Origin of the sequence: Rhizobium sp. RAF56 (genome assembly GCF_052113965.1) — a bacterium.
Lineage (GTDB): Bacteria > Pseudomonadota > Alphaproteobacteria > Rhizobiales > Rhizobiaceae > Rhizobium.
The window spans coordinates 1-23,360 of the sequence record NZ_JBFRDU010000056.1 but is presented as its reverse complement, the minus strand read 5'-3'; the positions used below and the strand labels follow the sequence as shown (position 1 = coordinate 23,360).

At 56.7% G+C, this 23,360-nt stretch carries 20 protein-coding genes and 2 pseudogenes; 13 read left to right on the top strand and 9 right to left on the bottom strand.

What is annotated here, in order from left to right; translation table 11 throughout:
- Positions 1 to 496 (bottom strand): annotated as a pseudogene (locus tag AB4048_RS26770) (decarboxylase); the annotation flags it as partial.
- Between the two features lie 1,072 nt (positions 497 to 1,568).
- Here AB4048_RS26770 and AB4048_RS26765 point away from each other — a divergent pair.
- Positions 1,569 to 2,657: an AI-2E family transporter gene (locus AB4048_RS26765; RefSeq protein WP_442205014.1), complete on the top strand. Its 1,089-nt coding sequence runs from the start codon at positions 1,569 to 1,571 to the stop codon at positions 2,655 to 2,657.
- Positions 2,658 to 2,790: 133 nt separating this feature from the next.
- On the opposite strand, the gene AB4048_RS26760 is transcribed toward AB4048_RS26765, so the two are convergent.
- Both AB4048_RS26760 and AB4048_RS26755 read right to left on the bottom strand, forming a co-directional pair.
- Positions 2,791 to 3,819: a DUF2955 domain-containing protein gene (locus AB4048_RS26760; RefSeq protein WP_442205013.1), complete on the bottom strand. Its 1,029-nt coding sequence runs from the start codon at positions 3,817 to 3,819 to the stop codon at positions 2,791 to 2,793.
- A complete protein-coding gene (locus AB4048_RS26755) occupies positions 3,809 to 4,909 on the bottom strand; it encodes an HlyD family secretion protein (RefSeq protein ID WP_442205012.1) in 1,101 nt (366 codons plus the stop codon). Before AB4048_RS26755 ends, AB4048_RS26760 begins: the two co-directional genes overlap by 11 nt.
- A gap of 409 nt (positions 4,910 to 5,318) precedes the next feature.
- Here AB4048_RS26755 and AB4048_RS26750 point away from each other — a divergent pair.
- Together AB4048_RS26750 and AB4048_RS26745 are read left to right on the top strand one after the other, a co-directional pair.
- Positions 5,319 to 5,412, top strand: a pseudogene (locus AB4048_RS26750) (transposase); the annotation flags it as partial.
- A 305-nt stretch (positions 5,413 to 5,717) separates the two neighbouring features.
- On the top strand, positions 5,718 to 6,569 hold the full coding sequence (locus tag AB4048_RS26745; RefSeq protein ID WP_442205011.1) for a bile acid:sodium symporter family protein: 852 nt from the start codon (positions 5,718 to 5,720) through the stop codon (positions 6,567 to 6,569).
- An 84-nt stretch (positions 6,570 to 6,653) separates the two neighbouring features.
- On the opposite strand, the gene AB4048_RS26740 is transcribed toward AB4048_RS26745, so the two are convergent.
- From AB4048_RS26740 to AB4048_RS26725, 4 genes are all read right to left on the bottom strand, one after another.
- Positions 6,654 to 7,403: a hypothetical protein gene (locus tag AB4048_RS26740; protein WP_442205010.1), complete on the bottom strand. Its 750-nt coding sequence runs from the start codon at positions 7,401 to 7,403 to the stop codon at positions 6,654 to 6,656.
- Between the two features lie 285 nt (positions 7,404 to 7,688).
- Entirely contained in the window at positions 7,689 to 8,000 is a 312-nt protein-coding gene (locus AB4048_RS26735; RefSeq protein ID WP_442205016.1) for a potassium channel family protein, read from the bottom strand.
- 875 nt (positions 8,001 to 8,875) lie between these two features.
- Positions 8,876 to 9,088 carry a cold-shock protein gene (locus AB4048_RS26730; protein ID WP_442205009.1) on the bottom strand — a complete coding sequence of 71 codons (213 nt, stop codon included), beginning with the start codon at positions 9,086 to 9,088 and terminating at the stop codon, positions 8,876 to 8,878.
- A 544-nt stretch (positions 9,089 to 9,632) separates the two neighbouring features.
- Complete coding sequence (locus tag AB4048_RS26725) at positions 9,633 to 10,046, bottom strand: hypothetical protein (RefSeq protein WP_442205008.1); 414 nt, start codon at positions 10,044 to 10,046, stop codon at positions 9,633 to 9,635.
- A gap of 278 nt (positions 10,047 to 10,324) precedes the next feature.
- Here AB4048_RS26725 and AB4048_RS26720 point away from each other — a divergent pair, with 278 nt between their 5' ends.
- The 7 genes from AB4048_RS26720 (at position 10,325) to AB4048_RS26690 (ending at position 16,535) form a co-directional block, all read left to right on the top strand.
- Positions 10,325 to 10,621 carry an acetate--CoA ligase family protein gene (locus AB4048_RS26720; protein ID WP_442205015.1) on the top strand — a complete coding sequence of 99 codons (297 nt, stop codon included), beginning with the start codon at positions 10,325 to 10,327 and terminating at the stop codon, positions 10,619 to 10,621.
- A gap of 404 nt (positions 10,622 to 11,025) precedes the next feature.
- The gene (locus AB4048_RS26715; protein WP_442205007.1) at positions 11,026 to 11,325 is read left to right on the top strand and encodes a GcrA family cell cycle regulator; all 300 of its coding nucleotides are present in this window, start codon (positions 11,026 to 11,028) and stop codon (positions 11,323 to 11,325) included.
- 222 nt (positions 11,326 to 11,547) lie between these two features.
- Positions 11,548 to 11,715 (top strand): hypothetical protein, encoded by a 168-nt coding sequence (locus tag AB4048_RS26710; protein ID WP_442205006.1) that lies wholly within the window; start codon positions 11,548 to 11,550, stop codon positions 11,713 to 11,715.
- 774 nt (positions 11,716 to 12,489) lie between these two features.
- Complete coding sequence (locus tag AB4048_RS26705) at positions 12,490 to 12,819, top strand: hypothetical protein (protein ID WP_442205005.1); 330 nt, start codon at positions 12,490 to 12,492, stop codon at positions 12,817 to 12,819.
- A gap of 2,161 nt (positions 12,820 to 14,980) precedes the next feature.
- Positions 14,981 to 15,655, top strand: coding sequence for a L,D-transpeptidase (locus AB4048_RS26700; protein ID WP_442205004.1), 675 nt, complete (start codon positions 14,981 to 14,983; stop codon positions 15,653 to 15,655).
- Positions 15,652 to 16,206, top strand: a complete 555-nt coding sequence (locus AB4048_RS26695) for an OmpA family protein (protein ID WP_442205003.1) — start codon at positions 15,652 to 15,654, stop codon at positions 16,204 to 16,206. The genes AB4048_RS26700 and AB4048_RS26695 overlap by 4 nt, the downstream gene beginning before the upstream one ends.
- Before the next feature lie 197 nt (positions 16,207 to 16,403).
- Positions 16,404 to 16,535, top strand: coding sequence for a hypothetical protein (locus AB4048_RS26690; protein ID WP_442205002.1), 132 nt, complete (start codon positions 16,404 to 16,406; stop codon positions 16,533 to 16,535).
- Positions 16,536 to 16,599: 64 nt separating this feature from the next.
- On the opposite strand, the gene ligD is transcribed toward AB4048_RS26690, so the two are convergent.
- Positions 16,600 to 17,634 carry a non-homologous end-joining DNA ligase gene (ligD, locus tag AB4048_RS26685; protein WP_442205001.1) on the bottom strand — a complete coding sequence of 345 codons (1,035 nt, stop codon included), beginning with the start codon at positions 17,632 to 17,634 and terminating at the stop codon, positions 16,600 to 16,602.
- 1,545 nt (positions 17,635 to 19,179) lie between these two features.
- Here ligD and AB4048_RS26680 point away from each other — a divergent pair.
- From AB4048_RS26680 to AB4048_RS26670, 3 genes are all read left to right on the top strand, one after another.
- Positions 19,180 to 19,302, top strand: coding sequence for a hypothetical protein (locus AB4048_RS26680; protein ID WP_442205000.1), 123 nt, complete (start codon positions 19,180 to 19,182; stop codon positions 19,300 to 19,302).
- Between the two features lie 1,121 nt (positions 19,303 to 20,423).
- Complete coding sequence (locus AB4048_RS26675) at positions 20,424 to 20,651, top strand: hypothetical protein (RefSeq protein WP_442204999.1); 228 nt, start codon at positions 20,424 to 20,426, stop codon at positions 20,649 to 20,651.
- Positions 20,652 to 21,833: 1,182 nt separating this feature from the next.
- Complete coding sequence (locus tag AB4048_RS26670) at positions 21,834 to 22,523, top strand: MarC family protein (RefSeq protein WP_442204998.1); 690 nt, start codon at positions 21,834 to 21,836, stop codon at positions 22,521 to 22,523.
- A 262-nt stretch (positions 22,524 to 22,785) separates the two neighbouring features.
- Here the strand turns inward: AB4048_RS26670 and AB4048_RS26665 are convergent.
- Positions 22,786 to 23,360: MIP/aquaporin family protein (locus AB4048_RS26665; RefSeq protein WP_442204997.1), on the bottom strand; the 575-nt coding region annotated here is incomplete at its 5' end.

The window sequence follows — 23,360 nt, the reverse complement described above, 5'->3', positions numbered from 1 at the left end:
AGATGAAGGTATCCAGTGCGCGGCGAAGCTTGCGCCATTCGGTGCTAAGCGCCGGCCAGTTCGACGCCGGCACGCCCGTGACGATCAATGTCTCGAAATAGGGTCGGTGATGCTCCCGCGCGGTCACCGACGATGGTACGAGCTCGGGAACGCTATCGCGGATGTCCTCGCCGGCGTCCCAGTCGTTTGCATCGTGCCGAAACGACCGTGTCATCACGGCGCGTACAATGCGATGGACGAGGTGCGTCGTGGCAGCGGCATTGTCCGCCGCCGCATGGTCCCGCAGCGCGGTCAGCATCTGTCCACCCGGATAGGCGAAATAGGATTCTGTAACCGCTAATTCTGCAAGTGCTTCCTCGAACCGGGCTCGATCGAGCGAACCGGCAAGCCATGCCTCGGCGGCATCGGCGAGGTCCTGCCACCGATCGGCTCTGGCATTCGGTCCTGAAAAGAATTGGTCGATACGGCTGATTTTATGCTTCGGATCCTGCGACATATTTACCTCCGCCGAAAAAAAATTATTCGCTGGAAATGTAAGCCTGCCTGCCCTGCCAAAATTCTACCCTAGCTCTTATCAACGACTGTTAATGGCTAAATTAGCAAAAAGCTATAGTTGCATTCCTGCCTCTAGAGTATTTTTCTTTCCGAAATTTTCGGCATAAATCAATCTGCACATGCATTATCAACCATCCTCACGCGGAGATGCAATGGCATGTAAATCCGCGGGGAGCCGATGATCAAAACCCGATCGAACGGACCCATAATCAGATCAATCAATCGGGTACGAACCAATGCCGACGGCCCTCGTTCCAAATGTAGACCGTCCCTCGATTCGACTTGCCAGTTATCGGTAGCAGTAACGAAGTCTGGACGATGGACCTCATGGCGACCGTTCGGAGGAGGCCGGTCTCGCGCCGTGGCTCTCAATCTCTATTTCGACCCGAAAGAGCAGTACCCGGTGGGACACAGCGTGAACGCATTCCTAGCGTCCATATAGGCCGGAAATGAGTGTTTGCGAACGGCTCGCCGACCCCCAAACGACGCGCTATCCGCCGTGGTGGCCTACTCGGCCGCAATCGCGTCAGTACTCACTGGAGGGCGACGAGGGTTGCCGGGCCAAGGCGCTTCTTCCGGCTATTTTGTCGAACTACTGGACTGCCAGTTCGTCGACTACGCAAGTGGAGTTGCAACTAAATATTTCCTGCGTGGCGAGTAATAAGCATGATATTCCACTGGACTATTTGTCAATGCTGCTTTCTGTGCAGTTGGCATCGTAAAAGTCGGCATGCGCAGATATTGAGGTGAGGCGTGACATTGTCGTCTGATATGTTTGCATTACGTGGCGTGAAAAACGCACTGCATCTAAGGCGTGGGTGAGCGACAGTTTCCTAAAGAAAGTTTCCCCGATGTTCCGGAGCTTGCCGGAACGGACGACTTCAAAAAGATCTTCGACATCACGATCGATAGATAATACTTTCACTGCAACCGACGTACGCAGCTATCATCGGCCGTCCCTTGTAGGAGGAGGCCACTCCCGGGCGTTTTGATCCAAGGCAGGAGGTACTGTTATGCAGGAATTGCGTGTTGAAGGCGGTCGACACCAGAGGGTCATAGAAGCAGCCCTGGCTTTGCTGCTGGTTTCCGTGCTGATCGCTGCTAGCTTCTGGGTATTGTTAGCCTTTGTCGGTGTCCTCACCTATGCGGTGATCCTTGCTACCGCCACGGCAGGGCTGTTCGATTGGATCGTTGGACTGCTGAATGGAAGGCGTCGCCTGGCCGCCGTACTGTTCGGCGTGGTCGCAGTTGCGATAATCGTCGTGCCGTTGGTGTATCTCTGTTCCGCTATTGCGGACTATCTCACTGTAGCCGCGGCGTGGTTGAGTTCAGCCAGTACGCGCGGCATCCCCAACCTTCCCGATTGGATTGCGGGACTTCCGTTGGTCGGAAACAAGGTATCGGCGGCATGGCAGCAATTCCAGCGCGAGGGCCTGGTGTGGATGGAGCGCTACCAAACCCAACTCGCTGCCGCAGGACGCTGGCTCCTGAATTTCGGTGCGGGTCTTGTGGGAGCCGTCCTTGAAATTTTCGTAGGCATCATTGTGGCGGCGATCTTCCATGCATCGCGCAGGACGGTGCTGCGGTTTGTCTCGGCCATCATGGTGCGCATCGTCGGGCCGAAGGGGCCCGAACTGCTAAGTGCTGCGGGAAGGGCCATAAGCGGCGTGGCAATCGGTGTAATTGGCACAGCCCTAATCGAGGGGGTGCTGGCATGGATCGGCTTCGCAATCGCCGGCGTTCCCGGAGCCATAGCCTTGGCTGCAGCGACGTTTTTCCTCGCTGTTATCCAAATCGGACCCCTTCTGGTTTGGTTGCCGGTGGCGATATGGCTTGGTTCCGAGGGACTGACCGGATGGGCGATCTTCATCGGGGCATGGGGGATCATTCTTCTCATGGGAGCTGACAACATCGTGAAGCCCATGCTGATCGCGCGCAGCGGTCAGTTACCGATGCTCGTGCTTTTCATGGGAGTGATCGGGGGTCTGGCGGCGTGGGGCTTTACCGGCATGTTTATCGGCGCAACGACGCTGGCAATCCTCTGGACCGTGTTGGAGACGTGGATCGGCACCAATGAGGATCGGTCAGAAGCGGTCACTTGAGTGTATGGCCCGTTTTGGTTCTCGGTGATGGCCAAAAAGCCTCAGGGGCGTCGGCGTCGCTCTGGCGGGTGCCGACGGCTCAAAGGGACCATCTCGCCGCCCTCGAATTGGACTTCCGAAATGGCCACCCGCATCATTTGCTATGACTTTCCCGTGTTTCCGATCGCGGCCAGAGGATTGCAGCCATCAGCAGCGTATAGATCAACGCTGCGCCGACGTAGACGATGCGTGTCGTGAACGATTCAGCGGCGCTACCCGGCACCGGTGACACGCCAAGTCCGAAAAGGATCAGGAATGTCGTGAGCGCGCCGGCGTACATTTTGGCATCTTTTGAGCTGCCCGCAGCGCGGCCGCCCAGGATCAGCGTCACTATGAGGACGATGAGAAAAATCGAGAACAGGCTTGGGCGAAGAGTGAGGATGGAGTAGGCGATGGATGCCAGTATCCCTCCTGACAGATTGATGACCACAAGCCCGAGTGCCATTCGGCTGCTCGCTGCGGCATCGAACTGGCCAAGCAGCGAGGCGATGGTGATCGGGATGACAAGTGCCGCAGAAAGTTGATCGTTGACCAGGCAGACCACGACCGCCGCCAGCAGTATCGCAGTGTTCGCCAGTGCTTGCCGATAGGCGGGAGGTCGGATCACCGCTGAAGCAGCCACGAGGCGCGTCGAAGCCGGCTCCGGGAACACCGCATGGGCGAGCCACATCAGAAGCGTCCCACCGAGAATGCCGGTTATCAGGATCGACAGGATTGAATTCGCAAGCTCCTTGTTCAGGATTCCGATCAAAGGAACGATGATTGCCACCACCTGCACAAGAAAGATCGCGGGACCCCCGGTACCCGCCGATTGGGCCGCGAAACAGAAAAAGTAGATCAGCGCCAGCAGGATCAGGAATGTCGGAGGGCGATCGCCGAACAGACTCGTCAACACCATCATGCCGATCCCTGTGAACAGGATCAGCAGGGCGGCCCCCAATGCCTTGCCTATCGGCATCGGACCGGTGCTTCCCAAGAGGAAGTTTGCGGCAAAGATAGGCACGAGGAACGGCACGATTGCACCGAGCGACACCCCGAAGGTAAATCCTAAGGAGACGGCAAACGCCACCCGCAGGCCCTTTCGACGCTGCTCGGCAGACGGATCGTCTTGGTCATCCCACATAGGTCAATACCGATATGATGCGGATCAACAGCCAGCCCCAGGCATTGGTGACCGGATGATCGCCGGTATAGACGACGACGGTCGCCTGCGAGCCAAATCGTACGCCCTTTGGCCGTTCTGCATCCAAGACCAGACGAACTGGAAAGCGCTGCGCCTCGTGGACCCATCCCGTGTCGGTTCGGATCGTTGGCAGACCAGTGTTCGGGTCAGTACCGCCGCCGCCCTGTTGAGAGACCCCGAGGCCGACGCTTTCGACCTTGGCAGGAAACAGCCGTCCGGGGAGCGCATCGAAAAGCACCTCGGCCCGATTTCCGACGGCGACATTCTCCAGGCTGTTCTCCTTGAAGGCGGCGGCAACCCAGATCGTTCCGACATCGATGAAGGTCATGGCAGGCTGGCCGACACTGACGACCTTGCCGATGGAAAGCTGCAGGTTGGTTACGACGCCCGGCGATGGTGCGCGAACGGTGGTCCGGAGCAAGTCTAGCTGGGCAGCCTCCAGCGCAGCTAACGCTTCCCGGAGCTGCGGATTCTCGTTGCCTGCCGGGCCGAGCTCTTCCTTGGCCTTGGCGAGATCGGCCGCCGCGCCACTCACCGAGGCCTCGGCCTGCTCGAAAGCGGATTTCGCCGCATCATACCTTGCCTCTGAAAGCACACCCCGCTTGACCAGTTCGGAAGCGCGTTCGTACTGGTCACGCAGGTTGTCCCGGTCCACCTCCATCTGCACCAGCTTGGCTTGGGCGGCATCCACGGTCGCAGTGGAAGCGCCGATGGTCTGACCGACAACCGCCAGTTTGGCCTCCGCTTGATTGACAGCGATCTGGTAGGTGCTGGGATCGATGCGGAAAAGTACCTGATTGGTTTCGACCAGCGTGTTGTCGTCGACATTGACCTCTACGACCCGGCCGGTCACTTCAGGCGCGATCCCCACGACGTAGGCCTGAACCTGCGCTTGTGAGGAGGAGGGTGTACGGCGCTCCATGACGATAGACAGCACAAACAGGACGAGGGCCAGGGCCACTATGATGATCGCTGTCCGACGCAGCGGATTGCGGGCGGCCACGACAGATGCAGGCTGGGTTGAATCCAAGGCTCTTCCCCCCGAAAGACGAAAATATCGACTTAACGGCCTGTGGCGGTAAACCGGAAGCCGAGCCAAGTCAGATATACACCTTACCAGCGCAGATATCGTCCGAATAGACTACGAGGTGTTCAAAGATCAGCGCCGTGAGGCAGCGTTAGCGGATGCACGATCGTGCCACAATGCCGCGCCGGTGACGCACGATTCTGAACTGGCTCCGCCGTGATTTGCCCGTCGCTGACGTTACCCGACGGCGCTTTGAGCCGCAGTTGCTTCCACGGTGTTAGTCACAGCAGGGATGAATAGCCCAGGATTTGTAAGCGCCTTCTGAAGCCCCGAGATTTGTAGACGTCTTCTTTCCTAAATCTGAGGCAAGAAGAGCAAATCGAATTTCAGCGAAGAGTTTAAGCGGGAGGCGGTGCGTCAGATAGCGGATCGGGGCTATCCCGTCTCCGAAGTTTCTCAGCGGCTCGGTGTGAGCCAGCATTTCTGTCTATGAATGGAAGAAGAAGTTGGCTGGACTAAATGTGATAAAAGCAATGACGAGGCGGAGGAGATCAGACGGCTCTTCACCAGGATCGTAAGGGCCATTGCCTGGGAACACCGCTTACGCTGGTTGACTTCACGGGAGCGATAAGCAGAGCGTAGTCGCAATCCGCCCGAATGCTTGCTGAAGAGGTTCGAGGAGCTCTTCTTAGGGACGGGTTCCCGTGTTGATTGCCAACTTGACGTTTCCAATTGCGCGTTATTATGGATCGCCGGACACCTAAGTCTGACTTCGTAGCTCTTTCCTCGGATGTGAGAGACATCAATGATAATGGAAATTCTGAGCAAAGCGGCGACGGTCTCCGCGCTGGTCTTCTTCATTTCGAGCATGTCGGCGATGGGAGCAAGCCTGACTGTCTCCCAGATTTCCAGGCCCCTCCGCAATGTTCGGTTCATCTCTCTCGCAATTCTGGCTAATTTTGTCCTGATGCCGCTGATCGCGTTCACCATCGCAAAGGTGCTCTGGCTGGATGAACCGCTCGCAATCGGACTGCTCGTGCTTGGCTGTTCGGCGGGAGCGCCTATTTCGCCCAAACTTTCCGAAATTGCGAAGGGCAATGTTCCGTCCACGGTGGCCATGATGGTACTGATGATGGTCATCACCGTCGTTTACCTGCCTGTCGTGCTACCCATGCTGCTTCCCGGTGTCACGGTTGATGCGTGGAGGATTGCCCGCTCGCTCCTCTTGCTCATGCTCCTCCCACTCACAACCGGGCTCATCCTCAATGCGTGGTTCGCGGACTTGGCTCGCCGCATGAAACCTGTGCTGGACTTCATATCCAATGTCACCCTGATCGGGATGACGGCGTTGATCGTCATAACGAATTCGGACAGGATCGTGGATGTTTTCGGCACCCGGGGAATCCTCGCCGGTTTCGTATTTATCGGATTGGGGGCTGGAACAGGTTGGCTACTCGGTGGCTCCGATGCCGGCACCAGACGGGTCATGGCGCTCAGTACTGCGCAGCGGAACTTTGCCGCCGCACTCATCGTTGCGAGTCAGAATTTCAGTGACCAGAGAGTGGCCGTGATCGTTATCGTAATATCGATCGTCGGATTGCTGCTTCTCTTGCCACTCGCTCGAGCATTGGCAAACCCTTTTGGGGAGAAAAGCCCGTTGTAGACGGTTCGTGGCAACCGCCGACGATAGACGCTGTGCAATAGGAAGGCGAGATGACCGCTTCTGGGGCCTTGAGCGGACAAGCGTTTAAGTGGGTTCGCCATTCGAGCCCGCTTCTTGACCGCTGTCAGCCATGGACGCAGCGGGCGGTAGAGCGAGTTTGTTGAGTATGGCTACCAGCTCTTCGTGCACCGGCGATGTCCGGTCGCTGAACACCTCGATGGGATGCGCTTCAGCAAGTCGGTTGAGACGCGTGAGCAGGCGAATGCGCTGACGGCGGGCAAGCTTGGCCTCGGACGAGCGCCAGCGGAAGAACAGGCGATATAATTCGCCGTGTCCGAAGAGATTGTTAAGTTCGTGTATCGTGACGTAGACGAGAAATAAGACCATCAGCCATATCTGAATTGATAAAAAGCGCGCCAACGAAAAGTGATTGACCAAGTGGTCCCTGAAATCGAAGATCGCGCCGCCTGCGGCGACGAAACGGGCGAATTCCTCGGCCAGCCGCGCGATTAGTACGCACAGCCAGTAGATTGCGCTCTTGAATACGACCGGCTGGATCATGGGCGCACCGTCGAAGCGGCGCATATAGCGCAGGTTATCGGTTACCAGAACGGCTTTTCCGACCAGCAACGCCGCTACTATCGCCGTCAAGAATCCACTGAACTCGACGCCGTGCTCCTCTAGGATCAGGCGTTTGGTCCACAGGATCAGGTTGAAGCCGACGAAGAAGAAGACCGTTGGCGGAAGCGCATGCTTCATCTGTGCGAGCCACCAAGTGGCGGCCCGCTGCAGGAACGGAATCGGCGTGAAAGCGGCAACGGCAGGCTGTATCATATGCTGCTCCTCAGGCACTGAGCTATCGGGCCATTGTGACCACAGATCGGGAGCAGCTCAGCGCAGCGAAGACGCTAGCCTGCCAATGCTAAGCCTTTTTGTCACGTCCGGGGGAAATCAACGACGGGCTAGTCGCGAATTGTCGAAGACCTCCAAGACATCGTTGCAGACCAAATACTTGCATTGCCCCGGGTTGCCCACTGTGGTGCTAACCTTTCAATTGCGGCTGCCGATGTTTCGCAAGCTTCTCCCATGCCGGCACCCGACGGATACCCTTGATATCTGTTATTTAGTGCTTTTCCGATCGCTCGCGTTCAGCGCTTTCACGGTGATCGCTGCTATGAGGCCGGTCAGCACAATCCCAGCAAGACCGATTACCAATGCCAGGACTCGAGATGAAAATTGTTTCGGCGTAAAATCGCCGTAGCCAATGGTAAGTCCTGTAACGAAGGTGAAGTAGAGGGATTCGCCGAGCCCCCAGTCCTCTATGCGCCAAATTGCCGTCCCGCATGCGAGCATTACCGCGATGATCCCCGACAGGATTGGCCAGACTACGCCAAGCTCCTCGACAAGCGCGGCGAAGAACTGGCGCCTCATTTGCTTCGCACGCGGCCCGTTGTCCATTTCTTCAGTCACGACCTTCGACCTCTCTTCAGTTGGCGTCGCGAGGGGCGAGGCAAGCCTGCCTTAACGAGCCCTCCTTCTCTTTCTTACTCAGCACCCTTCGACTGTTGTCGAGTGGAAAGGCGGCCGACATCCCGCCGTTACTTCTCGTGCTACGCCGTACCGTGTCGCCAGCCTTCGCCCTCGACGTAAAGCGGCAAGGGTTCCTCAGCTGGAGCCTACGCCGGTCACGGTTGCCCTGCCCCAGCCCGGCAGATTGCCTATTATTCCGAAGCTATCGGCGAGTGGCCGTCCGTTTTGAATAACGAGCATGCCTGTCCTGCTTACACCGACGGAGAGATCTTGGGCTTGTGCGCCTCGGGTTGTAATCACCGTCGAATTCGGCGTGACAGCGTTAATGATGCCGTCGTCCGTCTGCCTGGGAAAAGTACTGTCCCAGTTGTCACTCCGGGACCAATCAGAGTAGACCTGTCCAGTCCAGTTGCGGGGGTCAAGCATATGTCAAAACCGTCCATGAGGTGAACAGCGCGATTGCCGCCAGCAGATTGGACAGGAAAACATTGCGGCCGGCATTTGCCTTTGGGGCAGCGCGCACGTGCGGCGCTACCGATGACAATCGATACGCTGCGAGTCCCATAATTGGCCTCATGTCTTGCCGTCACTGGACGTGAAAACTACATGAGTCGTGGAAATTACAAAATCTCGTTTCGGGACGGCGCGAGTGCATAGCCAATGCGACCGCCTGCTGGCGGATGCCCTACGGGGTGAAGTGTTATCGGTGGATAATTCCGACCGCCTGTCGCGCGAAGGCAATCGGCGATCCCACGGTCAATCCAAATAGTATGCGCTTACCTCACTTCGATGTTGATGGCCTTCGGCCCCTTGCCCATGCGATCTGGTTCGGTGTCGAATGTAACCTGCTGACCTTCGCGAAGCGATTGCATACCGGAAGCCTGCAGCGCAGAAACATGGACGAAAATGTCCTTCTCGCCACTGTCCGGCGTGATAAAACCAAATCCCTTATCTGTATTGAAGAATTTTACAGTGCCCTTAGACGACATAGATATCCCTCATTTAGATGGTCCAGCAAAACATGCCCATTTTGGAGTCTCTTCGCAAGTGCGAAAGCTCAATCCGAAGTAGTCGGGCCGTCTTGATTGAACAAGCAGATGGCCCCACGGAGGGCAATCCTGCGGTTCGACGAGCACCCGTGTTGCGATGATTTTTACCGGCGACTTTCTTGTCTCGGGACTGCTGACGTCCCTGCTGCTTAGCGCGCCGCTTGTCTTGATGGCAAGCTGAGTTGCTTTTCTGATTGGCGGCGCGGTTGCGCTTGCTCCGTTGTAGAGGAAAAGCTGGCGAAGAACAAAGTGGCCACCAAAGCGGTGAGCAGAGGCTTCAATGCTCGCGTGATCCCCTTTAAAACCGACTCGCGTGTTCAGACGGGAGGAGCAGTATGATGTCGAAACGGCTATATCAGTGCAGGCGGTCAATGCTTGAGGCAAATACCTCGTAAGTTACTGTCAGATTGACGACGAAGGTTCCTCTGGTTTCTGGAACACGAAAACCTTCGCCGGTGTATAGCGCTTGGCGGACGTCTACCGCTCAGTCATATCCCAAGACCTTGAGGTGGGCCGTTTTTGCGTTATTGAGGATCTCGTACTGAACGGTAACTCTGGTGAGACGTCCTTTGCGCCCTGGAGCGTCCTTCGCAGCAGTTTGTCCTCCCGCTTTCAGAATACCCAGGTCGGTGAGCGTCTCGTCTGGACGGTTGTCCCAGTGGAGCACAACTTTATCGAGCTTCACATCAGCGCCTTCGGCGGCGAGCTTTACCCATTTGACGTCCGTGTGCCATCGGTTCCCTTCACTGTTGATGTTGGCGCTTGGATCGACGGACTTAATCGTGTGCTGGCCGAGGACGAACCATTGTTCAGCAGCTCTGGAACTGCCCGCTGTGCACAAGAGCGCGACGGACGTGGCCAAGAAAGGAACCATCAAAGTCAGTAATTTGATCTTCATTTCTCTTTTCCTTCTGATTGCCAGTCTAGAAGAAATGTCCCCGCGTCCACGTTAGAGCTATAGAGAAAGGTTCAACTGTCAAGAGTGCGTAAGCTCGGGTCGCTTGCAATTCTTGAGTCGGGTTGCTCTATGAAAGCGATCATATTGGGCTTGGCGGCCGCCATCGGCTTGATATGACGCCCCGCAGTCGGAAATCTTCGTCTTGGCCGGGCCGGCCCTGCTGGCAAATGGGCTGAGGTAAGGCGCGCCGATCGCGGCTATTTCAACCCGAATGCCCCCTGATCCGTGCGGAACTGTCAGAGTTTTCCCGTCCTCTCAGTCCCGAGATGAGCTTCGATATCCTGCGTCGATACGGGGTGCCGGCCGTGCGCTCCAGCGTGGCAGCCAACGTTGATGAAGCCGTGGATCAGGCGCGGGACATCGGCTATCCGCTGGTCGTGAAGGTCGCCTTGCGTGATATTCAACATCGGTCGGATGTCGGTGGCGTCGTGCTCGGCGATACACGGAGATGCGAAGGCGATCGAGGGCGCAATGGGCGTATCACGCGAGCGTGCAATACGAGATCGTCAACATGACGAAAACGGCCACTCTCAAGGTCTCGGGAAATGACTAAGCGGTAGACCTCCCCCAAGCCGTGACACCGGCGAAGCTTTTTGTGTTTCCGGGACCACGTGAACCTTCGTCGTAATCTGACGAGAGCCTACGAGGCATTTACCTCAAGCATAGACCACCTCCACTCATACAGCTCCGAGGCTGGGGTCATCTACGCGACGCGCAGCAACTTACTGCGCAGTTATCATTTTCGTCGGGCCGTCCTCTGATTTCTGAGGAAATTGCGCGGACGCAGCCACCGGGCAGATGGCATCTAAACGCAAGTAATTGGCGTGTGAAAGCAATCCCTCGGACTTCATTGCGGAAGCGCCCAACACCACATGGTAGTCCATAGCCAGCCTTAACGAGACAAGCTCGCCTCGACACAATGCGCTGCCCCGCAAAGGTGCACGCTAGGAGTTGCCCGTATGGTGATGGCAATTATCTAGAACGGAGACATGTCATGACTGTTATAACCACGAGCGGCGTCCCCCTCATGAGGCTTGGCGCCTGCCAGTGCCGCTACCCGGTTCGCGATGACAAGTCAGTTGCCGGCGGCTACCTTTTTTGTGCCGGCCCAACTTCGCAGGACCGCGTCTATTGCGACCATCACCGAAGCATCGCCACAGCCGTTGCGCAACGTCGAACCGGTACGGGTTTCCACTTCACACAAAAACGCGCCGCGTAGGTTTGGCGGATCGCCCTCCTCAGCAAGTGCAAGTGGGGATGGTTCTCCTCTGGCGATTAATGCATTCACTGGCGTGATTTGGCGGCTGACAACAACTGTTTGGCAGGCCTTCACAAACATCTACTCGCATTCAAGTGCTACATGCGCCGCGAAATCCCCTTTGGCCATTTTGCTTGCGCGCCTGCATCGATCAGCGGGGCGTGAAGCGCAAGGAATGACGTGATGTCTGTAACGAGAAACGAAGCGATCAGACGGCTCGATGCTGCCGGTCAGCGCAAGGTGGCAACGGAGTTGAACCAGTGGCGCAATAATTGGGGCAACACTGGGGGATGGGGCGGCTGGTTCCGCGGCCAGTATCCTGACCTCATCAACACTGTTTGGACAGCGTGAAACGGGGAGCGGGGACGAAGGCCACCAATGCGGGCGTAGATGAGATCGTATCGGGGGCTTTTTCTTTGCTGACCCGCTTGATGTCGGCTTCACAGATATCCGTCGCCGCGATCACACAGCCACTGATCAGGCTGTAGCAACACCAGCTTGGCCATAAATGAGGTCCAAATGTTTTGCTCACCCTATCCTTCAAAGAGAAGGGCGAGCCGCGGGTGACGAACTCGCCCTTGTAGGTGCGTTCCGGGTCCGGCGTGAACGAAGTTAGGAGAGAGGGCTTGGGAGTTTGATTGCCTCTCTAAGGACGTCCGGCCGCGTCCGTAAGCGATGCCTAACGCAGGCATTCTATCACCGGAAATTAACTAATGGGTTAATGCTCCACCAAGCGCTGTTGCCGAAATATAGGTGAGGTGGACTGCGAACTATGCCGGCGGCTGTTAGACCGAAACCGCCACTCGGTGCTTGGGGGTGCAGCCCGCAGCCCGCTGCAATAACGTATGCCTTGCTTACTGGTTCCTAGTCAGTGGCCGCCAGCTCCGCCTCTCGTGCCAAGCGAAGTTCCCGGAACCGCGCGGCCTTCTCATTGCGGGCGAGATTTTGCGCCTGAAGACGGAACCAGGAGAACCCTTCTAAGTCATCCTCTGCAGGTCGCTCATTTCGCCTAAAATATTTGAGAGTTAAAGTATTAAGTGTCAATGACTTACCAATAAAGCAGGACTAGGCGTGACGATGCTTGGCTGCTAGCCTGAGTAAATTGCCTCTCAGGAATTACGAGCCATGAAGCAGGTTATTCGCGCCGTAGTCATACTAGCTGCATCGTCGTGCAGCTCTGTGTGGGCGACGGAAGTAGTCGATGCCAACGTTGCCAAGAACATAGGGATCGTCAGTGCATCGATTGGCAGATGCAACCAGGCCAACAACACACTCTTTTATGGCACGGACTTATATGTCCGAGACATGCAATTACTCAACCACTCCGCTAACAAACAGCTTATTGATGCGTATTGGACTGGTGTGGCGACCGTTGAAGGCTTCCAAACGACTGCCAGTACGTGCGCTGAAGCGATGGGCGAATTCATCAAAATGGGCTTCGTCGCACAGGACTGAGGAGGACCACAGATGAGATTTAGGATCAACCGCCTTCTCGAATTCGAGATTGTGCAGAATGTACTTGTCGGGACGCTCCTACTGTCGCTCGGCTTCTTTCTTGGGGTAGGATCATCTGACTCATCGCAAGACCCAATGTGGGATTTAGAACCCTAACATTCCACCGACGCAGCCAATATGCCCATTAGACGAGCCTAGTGCCAATTTTCCGTGGCACCCAGCGTCGTATATTATCGACGGGGGACCCAAGGGACGCAGGCCGAATATTAAGGGTCCTCCCACATCGAAGGCAGGTTAGATGTCAAACTCATATACAGTCCACCAACAACTATGAAGGCGATCATTGCGTAGACTGCGAGTTCGTGCGCGTCCCCTATGGTGGGAGAATATTTCGGTCTGTAACGGGCACAATCTTCTTATTCTGCTTTCTAGCAATGGCATGCCGGCCGATCCTGGCCTCACTGATCAGGCTCTTTAGGATCAATCGTCTTCTCGAATTCGAGATTGTGCAGAACGTGCTCGTCGGGTCGCTCCTACTCTCGCTCAACTTCTTTCTTAGGGAGAGGTCAGTGGCCAACTCAGTCTCCGTGACGCTGCCATACCTGACGCGCTCTGGAACCGACACCCTGCACAGCCTGTCGACGACGTTCAGCGTCAACGGCGGTCCGTTTCCAACGCTGCCACCTGGAAGCCGACTGCCAGCTCGGCGACCTACCCCGGCCGGACCTGCTGATCATCCTCGCCGACCCGGCGCTGCTGGTGGAGGGCCGCTGCGCCGTCGGCGTCCCGCATTCCGGCAGCGGCGTGGGCTCGATCGAACAATCAATCTCAAGGGAATAGGAAGATGGCCGCAGGGGTCAACAGGTCGCGGTCCCTGAGGCCAAGCTCGGCGGCGGCGATGAAGCCGCCGAGAGCGCCGGCAAGCGGGTTCCGTGGTCGCGATGCCGGCAACGATCGATCGGAATGGGAGTCCGTCTCTGGAACTGAATTCACGATGCCAGCTGTCGGGGGCGGAAAGAACGCGCAGCGCGGAAAGCTGATGACTACAAAGGCAGATTTCATCCATGATCACTCGCCGTCTTGAGCGATGGTCGCAATGGATTTTTGTGACGGAGTACGAACTCGCTCCGAGACGGCCCGCGGAAGAACGCTTAAACGTCCGACGCGGCCTTAGTTAAACTGAACAAGCGGATGGAGGGCAGCGCGGAAGCCATAGCTCGCCGCCTGCGCGTTAGTTTAGCTGCAAAAAACAGCTCTTCCCCCTACCAGCATCGCCAAGTTCGGCCCCCACAGGGAATACAAGGTTCCGATTTCCAGAAGTGAAAAGATTACCGGCACGAATACCATACGCCGTGCCGGTTTTCTTCGCCCCGTTAGCCCTCACTCGTCGAAGCTAGCGTTGGCAGTGATTCGGTGAAATCCGTCGAAAGAGGTAGCTCTGGCAATTGCCATAAGGTGTGGCTGAAGGGCAACTTGCTGGTAGTGCAACGGCTGCTGTCCGCCTCTCATGGCGTTCTGCTGCAGCCGTTTCTTGCGTGGCAACGTGTCGACGATGGCGTTGAGGATGACGAGAGGATATAGGCCGGATGGCTCGTCGGCATCTTCCGGATGTTTCGCGAGATATTTTTCAGCAATGTCCCTTGTCTCACTTCCAGAGAGCGTACCGACAATGGCGCCGCAGCGCTATTCGACACGATGAAGAGGTCAGGCTCGTCATGAGGTAGACGCAGCGTGGCATCCGGCTTGGGTCGGCTCTTAGCAACTTCGATTCTGCTGACGGCGACACTCTGTCAATAACCACGGCTTGGCAAACCCATCCTAAGTTCCCTGGGGGAATGGCGCGCGGCGTACTGACGCCGCAAAGGCTATAAGTGCCGATACGGGCTTTCTTGGAATCCCATCCTTAGTACGCAAGGTGGTGGCAAACGCAGATAAAATCACTACGCGACGCTCACCATAGACGTCTTTGAGTGGGGTAACCGTTGGAGTCTTTGGGAATTCGCTAATGGTAGCGGCGGCTGATTGTGAATCCCCGAGGGGTTCTTATGGCGGAGAAAGCGAGGCGACTTCTACTTCATGGAATCGAGTAAATTTTTGTTGTAACGAATAAGAAATCTGGTTTACTGCGGTTTCACTGCCTGGCTTTGAGGGGATATTGCCAATGGGGTGGACGCGCAGGGACTTTGTGCTTGGTGGCTTAGTGTCGCTTGGAAGCGTGATATTTCAGAAAACGGCCCTGGCGGCGGCGCCTTCCTATTTTTCAGGCACCAGTGTCGACAATGGTGTTACATTCCGGAGTACGAACTTCGCCAAGATCGACAGAAAATGGCGTCGCCAAGTGGTCAAATATTTCAGCAGCGAGCCCATTGGCACCGTTGTGGTCGATACCACGCATCATTTTCTCTATCTGATCATGGAGAACAAGACTGCTATCCGCTACGGCGTCGGAGTCGGCAGGGAGGGCTTCAAATGGTATGGCCGTGCAACGATCGACCGTAGATCGCTATGGCCGCGCTGGACCCCGCCGCCCGAGATGCGCCAGCGTCACCCCGAACTACCTGAATCCGTCGAAGGCGGCTCACCGAGCAATCCGCTTGGACCGCGAGCCATGTATTTGTTTCGCGATGGAGTCGACACCGGCTATCGCTTTCACGGCACACTGGAGCCTGGCAGTATCGGTAAGGACGCCTCAAGCGGCTGCATCCGCATGTTGAACGAAGATGCAATCGACCTTTATCAACGCTGCCCTATTGGCACCGCAGTACAAGTCTTGCCGCATATCGCGGACCAGGCCGAAAGTGCCACCCAGCTCAGCCAGGTAACCCCGGTTCAATGAGGAATATCACATCCATGTCTTCTTGGACGGGATATCTTAGGCTGCTTTTCACTGCTGCCACGCTCTTGACGCTTGCCGCCTGCAATACCACCGAGATCGCCGAGGTGGAGGAACCCGCCGTCGCACCCATGAGCGGGCAAACCAACGATCCGGCGCCTGGGTTTGAGAACGTCGCAGCCGGCAGCTCGCAAGACTTCATCCTGAACGTTGGCCGTCGGATATACTTCACTCAGGACTCGGCCACACTCGATTCCGTTGCGAAGTCGACGTTGGATAAGCAGGCCGTCTGGCTTAACAGCAACCCACAATGGCTGGTCAAGCTGCAGGGCTTTGCCGACGATTCTGGTTCCGCTTCAAGTATGGTGACCCTGTCTCAGAGACGAGCCGATTCTGTCATGACCTATCTCGTCTCAAAGGGGGTGGACGCAAATCGCATGTGGGCGAAAGGCTATGGCAACGACCGCGAAGTCCGCGACTGCACGAACAGCTCGTGCAAGGTCCAGAACCGACGCGTTGTCGCAAATCTGCGCACCCAACGCGAAACTCTCTGATCGAGCTGCGCGGGTCGCCTTTCGTCTCAATGTAGGCCTCGTTGAAAGCGAAGATGGTGCGCCCATCCTGCAGGTTGGTCAGGGCCGCAACGGTTCACGGCCGACTGGGGCGCCTCCCGTGGCTTCGTCGAATTCGATTGGCGATAAATACACCAAGACTTTCAACGGCTGGACGCTTGTGCGGTGTGGATTGCGCTGTGACTGATCACATCTTCGGCCGCCTGGAGTATCGTTTCACCGCCTACAGCTCCAAAACAATCGAGGATCTTGTTGCCGTCGGCCTCAAGCAGAATGCTGTAAGCGTCGGCATTGGGTTCAAGTTCTATTAGTCAGACGAAACGGCAAAAGCCCGCAAAGCCGGATGAGCGATCATCCGGCTTTTTTGCTCATGGTTTACGCGGGCGGAATCTTGAAGACGGCGGCGTTATCCTGCATCTCCCGCAATCCTTTGTAGGAGGTGTGGCGCAGCTTTAGATCGCTGGTCCAGGCGCGGAAGGCAATCTCGGCGATCAGTGTGGGCTTGATCCAAGCGACGCTTTGGCGGTTTTGTTCGACCTTTGATTTCGGCAGTTTGATAATATCCATCAACTCTCTCAACTCTGATGCTTCGCGATCGGTGAAACCTGTTCCGACGCTGCCAACGTGTACCACGGTGTCTCCTTGATAGGCGCCGAGCAGCAGCCGGCTGATTCTACGGAGTCCGTTCCCCTCGTAGCCGATGATGAAGAAACGCTCGCGCTGGACGCACTTCACCTTGATCCAGTCACCGCCAGCACCCGACCGGTAGGGCATGTCGAGCCGCTTGGCGACAATGCCCTCCAATCCATGGTCGCACGACGCCTGGAGCAGATCCGCGCCGTCACCCTGAAACTCTTCCGAAAGCATGATGGCGCCTTGGCGGCCGTGGAGCATCTCCGCGAGAAGATGACGCCTCGAGCTCAGCTCCATCTTGGAGAGGTCGTGGCCGTCGAGATAGAGGAGATCGAAGGCCATGAGAACGGCTGTGTTCGCTCGCAGGCGCCCTCGCCGGCCGCCGAGCGCCTGCTGGAGCTCGTTGAAGTCTGACCGGCCATGCTCATCCAGCACCACCGCCTCACCGTCCAGGATCATCGTGGTGCCGAAGGTCTTGGCTTCCTCGACGATCGCAGGAAAGCGGCTTGCCCAGTCGATGCCATTGCTGGTCAACACGCGGACGTTCGAATGGTCGACATGCACCGCGACCCGGTAGCCGTCCCACTTAATCTCGTAGGCCCAATGAGAACCGCGCGGCGGTGTCAGCTTTAGCACTGGCTTGCACGGCTCTATGCGCAGAGGCATCGGGTCGATAAGGAGCTTCGGCTGTTGGGGATCGCGCCTCTTGCGGGCACGGCTTCGAACTGGCGCCTCCTCGTTGAGCAGAGGCTGTGACTTACGCGGAACCTTAGCCATGGCCGAAGTCCAACAGAGAATAGTTAATGAGTCGCGTCTCTTAACACGCAATGCGCCAGGTGGCGGGCTCCCTGCCCTTCAACCTGGCAGCCCAATCAGGATGACCAGAGGATCCGAAAACATTGATTCGCCGCTTGGGCTGGGTTTTATTCGCAGGATATGCCTCGGTCTAATATGACGATGTCATCGGCCCCGATCCTCAACAGGAAATCAGGGACTGACACCAGAGGCGCTCGTTCCAGCTTATATCGCCCTCACCCAAGGAAACCACTATGATCCTGCCGCCTATGCAGGACGAACTCTATGATGACCGTGAAAGCGACTGTCAGTTGGCGCTCGAGGTCCAGGAGAATAGCTAGTCGACCACGCCGCGGCAGCGGGCTCGAAGCGCAGAGAGACCATGGCTGCTATCGCCAACGTCGCCCTTAACCAGCTATTCGCCGAACAGGAGAACGAACAGACAAGCCTCCAGGTGGCAAAGGCACTAGGTAAGGTCGAGCATTAAGGCTTCACGCGCTTGCTTGCCTATGTTAGGCATCGGCTTGGACGTGACCGAGCGTCCTTAGAGAGGTGATTTGAACTCCATCCTTCTCCGGTAGGTTGCACACCGGATCTGTGGTCGCACCTATAAGGGCGAGTTCGTCATCGCTCGCCCTTTCTTTAGACAAAGAAAGAACGTATGGGCGCGATCGACCCTACATCAAAAGCGGTAAGCCAATCGCCGCTTACGGCGCTTGGCAACGGCTCTAGGACGGAACATAACAAGACCGCCCGAGTTGCGGTGGGTGGACCGTGATGGATATGTAAAAGCGCCAACTAATGTCAGCTAGCGCGTTCACCATTACGTCCACCGGGCATCCCAATCATGCGACCGGCACGGTTCGCGGCCCAACTCACTTTCCCGAGATGACCCAGCGCCCAAGTCGAGCATTAAGGTAGCCTCGGGCGTTAGCGTGACCACATTAGGCATTCCCAATGGCGCGACCGGGCGCTTGTTGAGAGGAGAGTGACTCCCTCCTCTCTCCATTGTCTTCGTCCCACTGGTTCTTGAGGGCGCACCTAAAGGCGAGCGTCTCCCCCGACAGCTCGCCCTTTCTTTTCGCGCCAAGCAGGGCCGAGCATTCATCCAATTGTCAATAATCCCGAAATGGACCTTCCTGTGTTAGCGCATCGCTAACAGACGAGGCCGGACGTTTCTTGAGAGGCAATCGCATATCCACTCTCAACCCCACTTTGTTCCGACGGACCCGAGAACGCACCTAAAGGGCGAGTTCGCACCCGCGGCTCGCCCTTCCTTTTCGGTCGAGCACTAAAGGTTGCGCAACGACGTCTCGCCCCTTCTTTACCCGATCAAGCCACTGCGGACAAACTGGCATCGCCGCCGTTGAGTGTATAGCGGGCCGTGACGATCCTAGTCTCTGCAACCCCCTCGCAAGGATATTCGCCGCAGCGACTTTCCGCCACGGAGTTCTTAGCCGGAACTTTTGGGGCGAGTGACCGCTTATCGCCTCTCATTGGTCCAACATTGCAAAGGGGAGCTTAGACATGGGTCAAGTAGATCGAAACAAGCGAATGATCGACACCGACGAGGCCGCATTCGCGACTCTTCGCACCGAAAAGGCGGACCGTGATGCAAAACCGCTCGCCTTCGCGAACTCCGACTACTAGCGCGGGAGGCAGAGTTCGCCACCAAAGGAACTAGCGCCGATGACCCTATAAGAGCGGACTCGGAAGACCGGCTCTCTCACAAGTGTTGAGTTCCTGCGCGATATCTTCAGCGTCTTTTCTGGCGAGTTCGACGAAATCTCGGCCATTGGAGGCCGACGGCAGTCCCGTCAGTAAGTCTCGAACGCGCCAGGTTCCGTCGCCGTCCGGAGTCGCTTCATAGCGAACGTCCGCCGCCCCTCGGGAGCCATCCTTATGGGAATGTTCAGAGCACATGAGTAATAAACATAGCAATTGCCGATAGAAGTGCCACGCCCATGACCAAAAGGCATAGAATCGCCTTCACGCGCGGATGGATTTCCACTTGCGCAGATCCTGCCGAAACTTCAAATACAGCGCAGCTGTGACGAGTCTTTGACATGATTTCCTCTTTGAGAATTCCGTCAGTCCTGACGATGTTCGGGTCCGGCGTACATTCAGTCCGATGCATCAGCCGCCTTCGGACGCTGCAGCACCCGCAAGGGAACTGGCTCGACTTAAGCTGGCCGCGCAGGCCGGGCCCACACGACCGCTCGAAAGAACGAGACTGGCTCCGAGCGTGCCGTGCCGGCGAGGTTGGCTGATGGTTGCACCTATCTACGATTTGCGCCAACACGATCCTAAACCGAACTCGGACAGCCTAGACTGGTTCCGCGTCATTAAAAAAAGCCCTGCCGAAGCAGGGCTACGCTGAATGGTGGGACCCTTTTCGCCGCCCCACTCCCGCCTGCCGATGAACCGGGTCGGATACCCTGACCTCCCACACACTGCGTGCGTTTGGCTTCCAGCTTCCGGTCGAGCATGCGCGACATTGCTGCCTTCGTATAGCTGACCATGTCACCCGGCTTTACGCCGCATTAAATTCGATTTAGCCCCGCCCTGAGGGGCGTAGAATTGGCTTCTTTTAGCGGTCCTGTTGGCACCTGAAGCGATGAAACCGTCGATGCGAACAGTGCCTATTCCCGCCGCACGTGCTTCACATCGGCAATAGAACTCCTCCAAAGAGGTGAAACCAGTGCCGACGGAGAAGGATTTTCATTTTCCCGATTTCTGTTATCGTCCGGCACTCGAATGGAGTGGGCGTTATGTTCTTAGCGAATTTGGTTCCAGGCATGCTCTATTGGGCTAGGTCTTTGAAGTATTTCGACAGCAAAATCACTGTCGTTGAGATTTCCACCGTGTTTGGTGAGGATCCGGAATTCTGGACAGTTGCGGTTCTCGGTTCCGACAAGCATTTCATGCCAGGCGATTTCGAGGTAATCGCGCCTGTCGAGACGCCACAAGCATTTCCAATGCGCCACGCCGCTGAGTAGCGGCTCAAGTCTTGAGATAGGGCCAACGTGCGAAGATGTATCTCCCAGTACTCTTGTTCAGGCCGCACGGCGAACCCTCGCGTAGCCGCTGAGAAGCGCCGAGTTAAATCACTTCTGACACACCGCTTGCATTTTGTGGCGGGTGGTCTCGTAGTATAGGCATTTAGACTGCAGTCGCGGTCAATCGCTACAAGGGACGGCGCGCTTCCACAGCTTGAGCAAGCTTTGAATTGTCGACCCCTCTTTGGGTCCCGACGCCCGTTCGCAACACGACGAACGCAGCGTTGCGATGGCTCCATTTAAACTCTTCGATGAGGAAAAAAGCCACTGCCACGCCATACTTAACGCTGCATCAGTGGCTTTCGTCCCCAGTCTCACTGAATCGCAAAATCCCTCGTGAACGTAAATTCCCCTTATAGCCAACCGCTGTGACGAGAACGCAAACGAAGCTTGGTCGGGTGGCGAGGAAGTCAGATCATGTGAGGCAAGCGCTCAATGAGGGTCCGTGAGCCGTCCGCCGAGATTAAAATGAATCTTTGGCCGTTACCGTGGAACGATACGAACGAATTTCACGTTCTGAGGCGGATCTAAATGACTTGCGGCTCCACTAAGTCTCCGGACAGGCCTCTCGCTACGTAAAATATCGCTTGCGTAATTGACCCTGCACCGCGGGGCTTCTTTTTGAGAGAGACCTGAGGCAATGAGACATTTTATTGGCCCATATGCTAAACAAATGAACAGGGCTTATAACGCCATGCCGATCGCGGACTTTCTCGCGGCGGATATCAGTCGGCGCGATCTGGTTCTTCTCTTTACAGGCGCTTTGCTCCCTCTTGATGTCGCGCTACATGATGCTCGACAACTGGCTGACCAATGTGTCTCCTTGATCTTTTCGCAGACGAGGTAGCCTCTCCGGCCTCTATATATAGTCGTCCGGCAATGCTGCTACTACCTCCAGGAGACAGCGCTGTTGCGAGATCTGTTTTTCCGGCTGATCCTGACGTCAAGCTCGTAGCGTTCTAATCGCCGCGGCAAGTATGGCCTATTGTTTTGACCAAGACTGAGACGCGCACTTGTCGTTGACCTAGCCGACGCAGTTGGCCAATATGCGGACGCGCAGATCGACACTGCTATTTTCGTGTTCACTGAAAACCGGGCAACCCTGGAGGCATTTCAAAGCCTATGGATGCGGCCATCAACACGTTCGTTCTGGTGTTCGCGTCGATCTTCCCGATTGTCAATCCGCCGGGTTCCGCGCTTGTCTTTCTCGGCTTGACCAGTGGAGCAAGTCCCGAGATCCGCTCGGTCCTTGCGCGGCGCATCGCGATAAATTCGTTCATCCTGTTGGTGTGCTCGTTCCTGTTAGGCGCGCTCATCCTGCAGTTCTATGGGATTTCGATCCCGATCCTTCGCGTTGCCGGCGGGCTCATCGTCGCCGTATCAGGATGGAAGCTTCTCAATGAAGGAAGTCACAAGGAACTGGAAGGGCCGGCGGACGGAGCCGCTGAAGCCAGTTTGCTCGATCAGGCCTTCTACCCACTGACGCTGCCATTGACTACCGGACCTGGCTCGATCGCAGTCGTTATCAGCATTGGGCTGTCCGAGGCGACAATTGCCGACCCTGCACACCGGCTAGTATTTGTCTTGGCGAGCATCTTTGCCATCTCTGTAATCACCCTGGCAGTCCTGCTTTGCTATTCCTATGCGGATCGCCTCCAAAGGTTTCTCAGTCAAGGCGGCACCGATATTGCCATTCGGTTGTCCGCGTTCATACTGTTTTGCCTCGGGTTGCAGATCCTCTGGTCGGGCGGAAATGAACTGTTGAGATCTGCCCTGATTGCAGGTCCCGTGCCGCCAATCGGCGTGCCATAGGTCCGACGTCCCCTCAAGCACGCCGGGAACCTGCGACAGCGACCGGGGCTGATCGGCGGCGCTACCGCGAGCCTCGACAGCTTTTTGGAACTATGCTGTCGCAAGGAGAAGGATCAAGTGTGATCCTATTGAAAAAGCTTTGCTGCATCGCCATGCTCAAAGACGAAGATGACGGCTGATCGCGCCCGGAGCAGACGGTCTAGTCTTACCGAATAAATAAGACGCTTGGGTATAATCGGGGGTCCGCTACGTTTATACCATCCTATGAATTCCCAGTGGTTGGGTTGAGTGCCTTGAAGGCGAAGGCCGCTGCCGCCCCTCCCAATAGTTCCGCAATGATGTAAAGCCACATGCTGGACCAAAAGAGCATGCCCCGGATGGCGGCGCCGATGGCGACGGCCGGATTGAAGGCCGCTCCCGACACTTGTCCCACCGCGAAGGCGCCAGCCAGGACCGTAAAACCGATCGCGAGACCGAAGTAGGAATTTCCTTCTGTTGCGTCGGACGTCGCCACGTTCAAGACGACGTACACCAGCGCAAAGGTGAATAGGAACTCAGCCAGAAACGCCCCCACGACCGGGGCAACCAAGGGGCTGACCGGCGCGCCTTTGAGGGCCAGGCCGACGATCCACGCCGCAACGATGGCGCCCAGCAGTTGCGCGCCCCAGTAGGGCAGCGCGTCCGCGGATGGACAGCGTCCCCGCAGGTATACCCCAAGCGTGACCGCGGGATTGTAATGGGCGCCCGAGACGTGACCGCCTGCGTAGATCATAACCATCAGCACGCTGCCTATGGCCAGCGGAGCGATTACGCCCGGAGCCGCGGCCATCCCGGTGC

Bases quoted from the DNA above. Each gene is read 5' to 3' on its own strand.
- AB4048_RS26705 (WP_442205005.1), top strand. From the start codon at position 12,490: ATGAAGCAGGTTATTCGCGCCGTAGTCATACTAGCTGCATCGTCGTGC.
- AB4048_RS26765 (WP_442205014.1), top strand. From the start codon at position 1,569: ATGCAGGAATTGCGTGTTGAAGGCGGTCGACACCAGAGGGTCATAGAA.
- AB4048_RS26710 (WP_442205006.1), top strand. From the start codon at position 11,548: ATGTCTGTAACGAGAAACGAAGCGATCAGACGGCTCGATGCTGCCGGT.
- AB4048_RS26700 (WP_442205004.1), top strand. From the start codon at position 14,981: ATGGGGTGGACGCGCAGGGACTTTGTGCTTGGTGGCTTAGTGTCGCTT.
- AB4048_RS26715 (WP_442205007.1), top strand. From the start codon at position 11,026: ATGCGCTGCCCCGCAAAGGTGCACGCTAGGAGTTGCCCGTATGGTGAT.
- AB4048_RS26740 (WP_442205010.1), bottom strand. From the start codon at position 7,403: ATGATACAGCCTGCCGTTGCCGCTTTCACGCCGATTCCGTTCCTGCAG.
- AB4048_RS26760 (WP_442205013.1), bottom strand. From the start codon at position 3,819: ATGTGGGATGACCAAGACGATCCGTCTGCCGAGCAGCGTCGAAAGGGC.
- AB4048_RS26670 (WP_442204998.1), top strand. From the start codon at position 21,834: ATGGATGCGGCCATCAACACGTTCGTTCTGGTGTTCGCGTCGATCTTC.
- AB4048_RS26735 (WP_442205016.1), bottom strand. From the start codon at position 8,000: ATGAGGCGCCAGTTCTTCGCCGCGCTTGTCGAGGAGCTTGGCGTAGTC.
- AB4048_RS26730 (WP_442205009.1), bottom strand. From the start codon at position 9,088: ATGTCGTCTAAGGGCACTGTAAAATTCTTCAATACAGATAAGGGATTT.
- AB4048_RS26695 (WP_442205003.1), top strand. From the start codon at position 15,652: ATGAGGAATATCACATCCATGTCTTCTTGGACGGGATATCTTAGGCTG.
- AB4048_RS26725 (WP_442205008.1), bottom strand. From the start codon at position 10,046: ATGAAGATCAAATTACTGACTTTGATGGTTCCTTTCTTGGCCACGTCC.
- AB4048_RS26675 (WP_442204999.1), top strand. From the start codon at position 20,424: ATGTTCTTAGCGAATTTGGTTCCAGGCATGCTCTATTGGGCTAGGTCT.
- ligD (WP_442205001.1), bottom strand. From the start codon at position 17,634: ATGGCTAAGGTTCCGCGTAAGTCACAGCCTCTGCTCAACGAGGAGGCG.
- AB4048_RS26680 (WP_442205000.1), top strand. From the start codon at position 19,180: ATGGGTCAAGTAGATCGAAACAAGCGAATGATCGACACCGACGAGGCC.
- AB4048_RS26745 (WP_442205011.1), top strand. From the start codon at position 5,718: ATGGAAATTCTGAGCAAAGCGGCGACGGTCTCCGCGCTGGTCTTCTTC.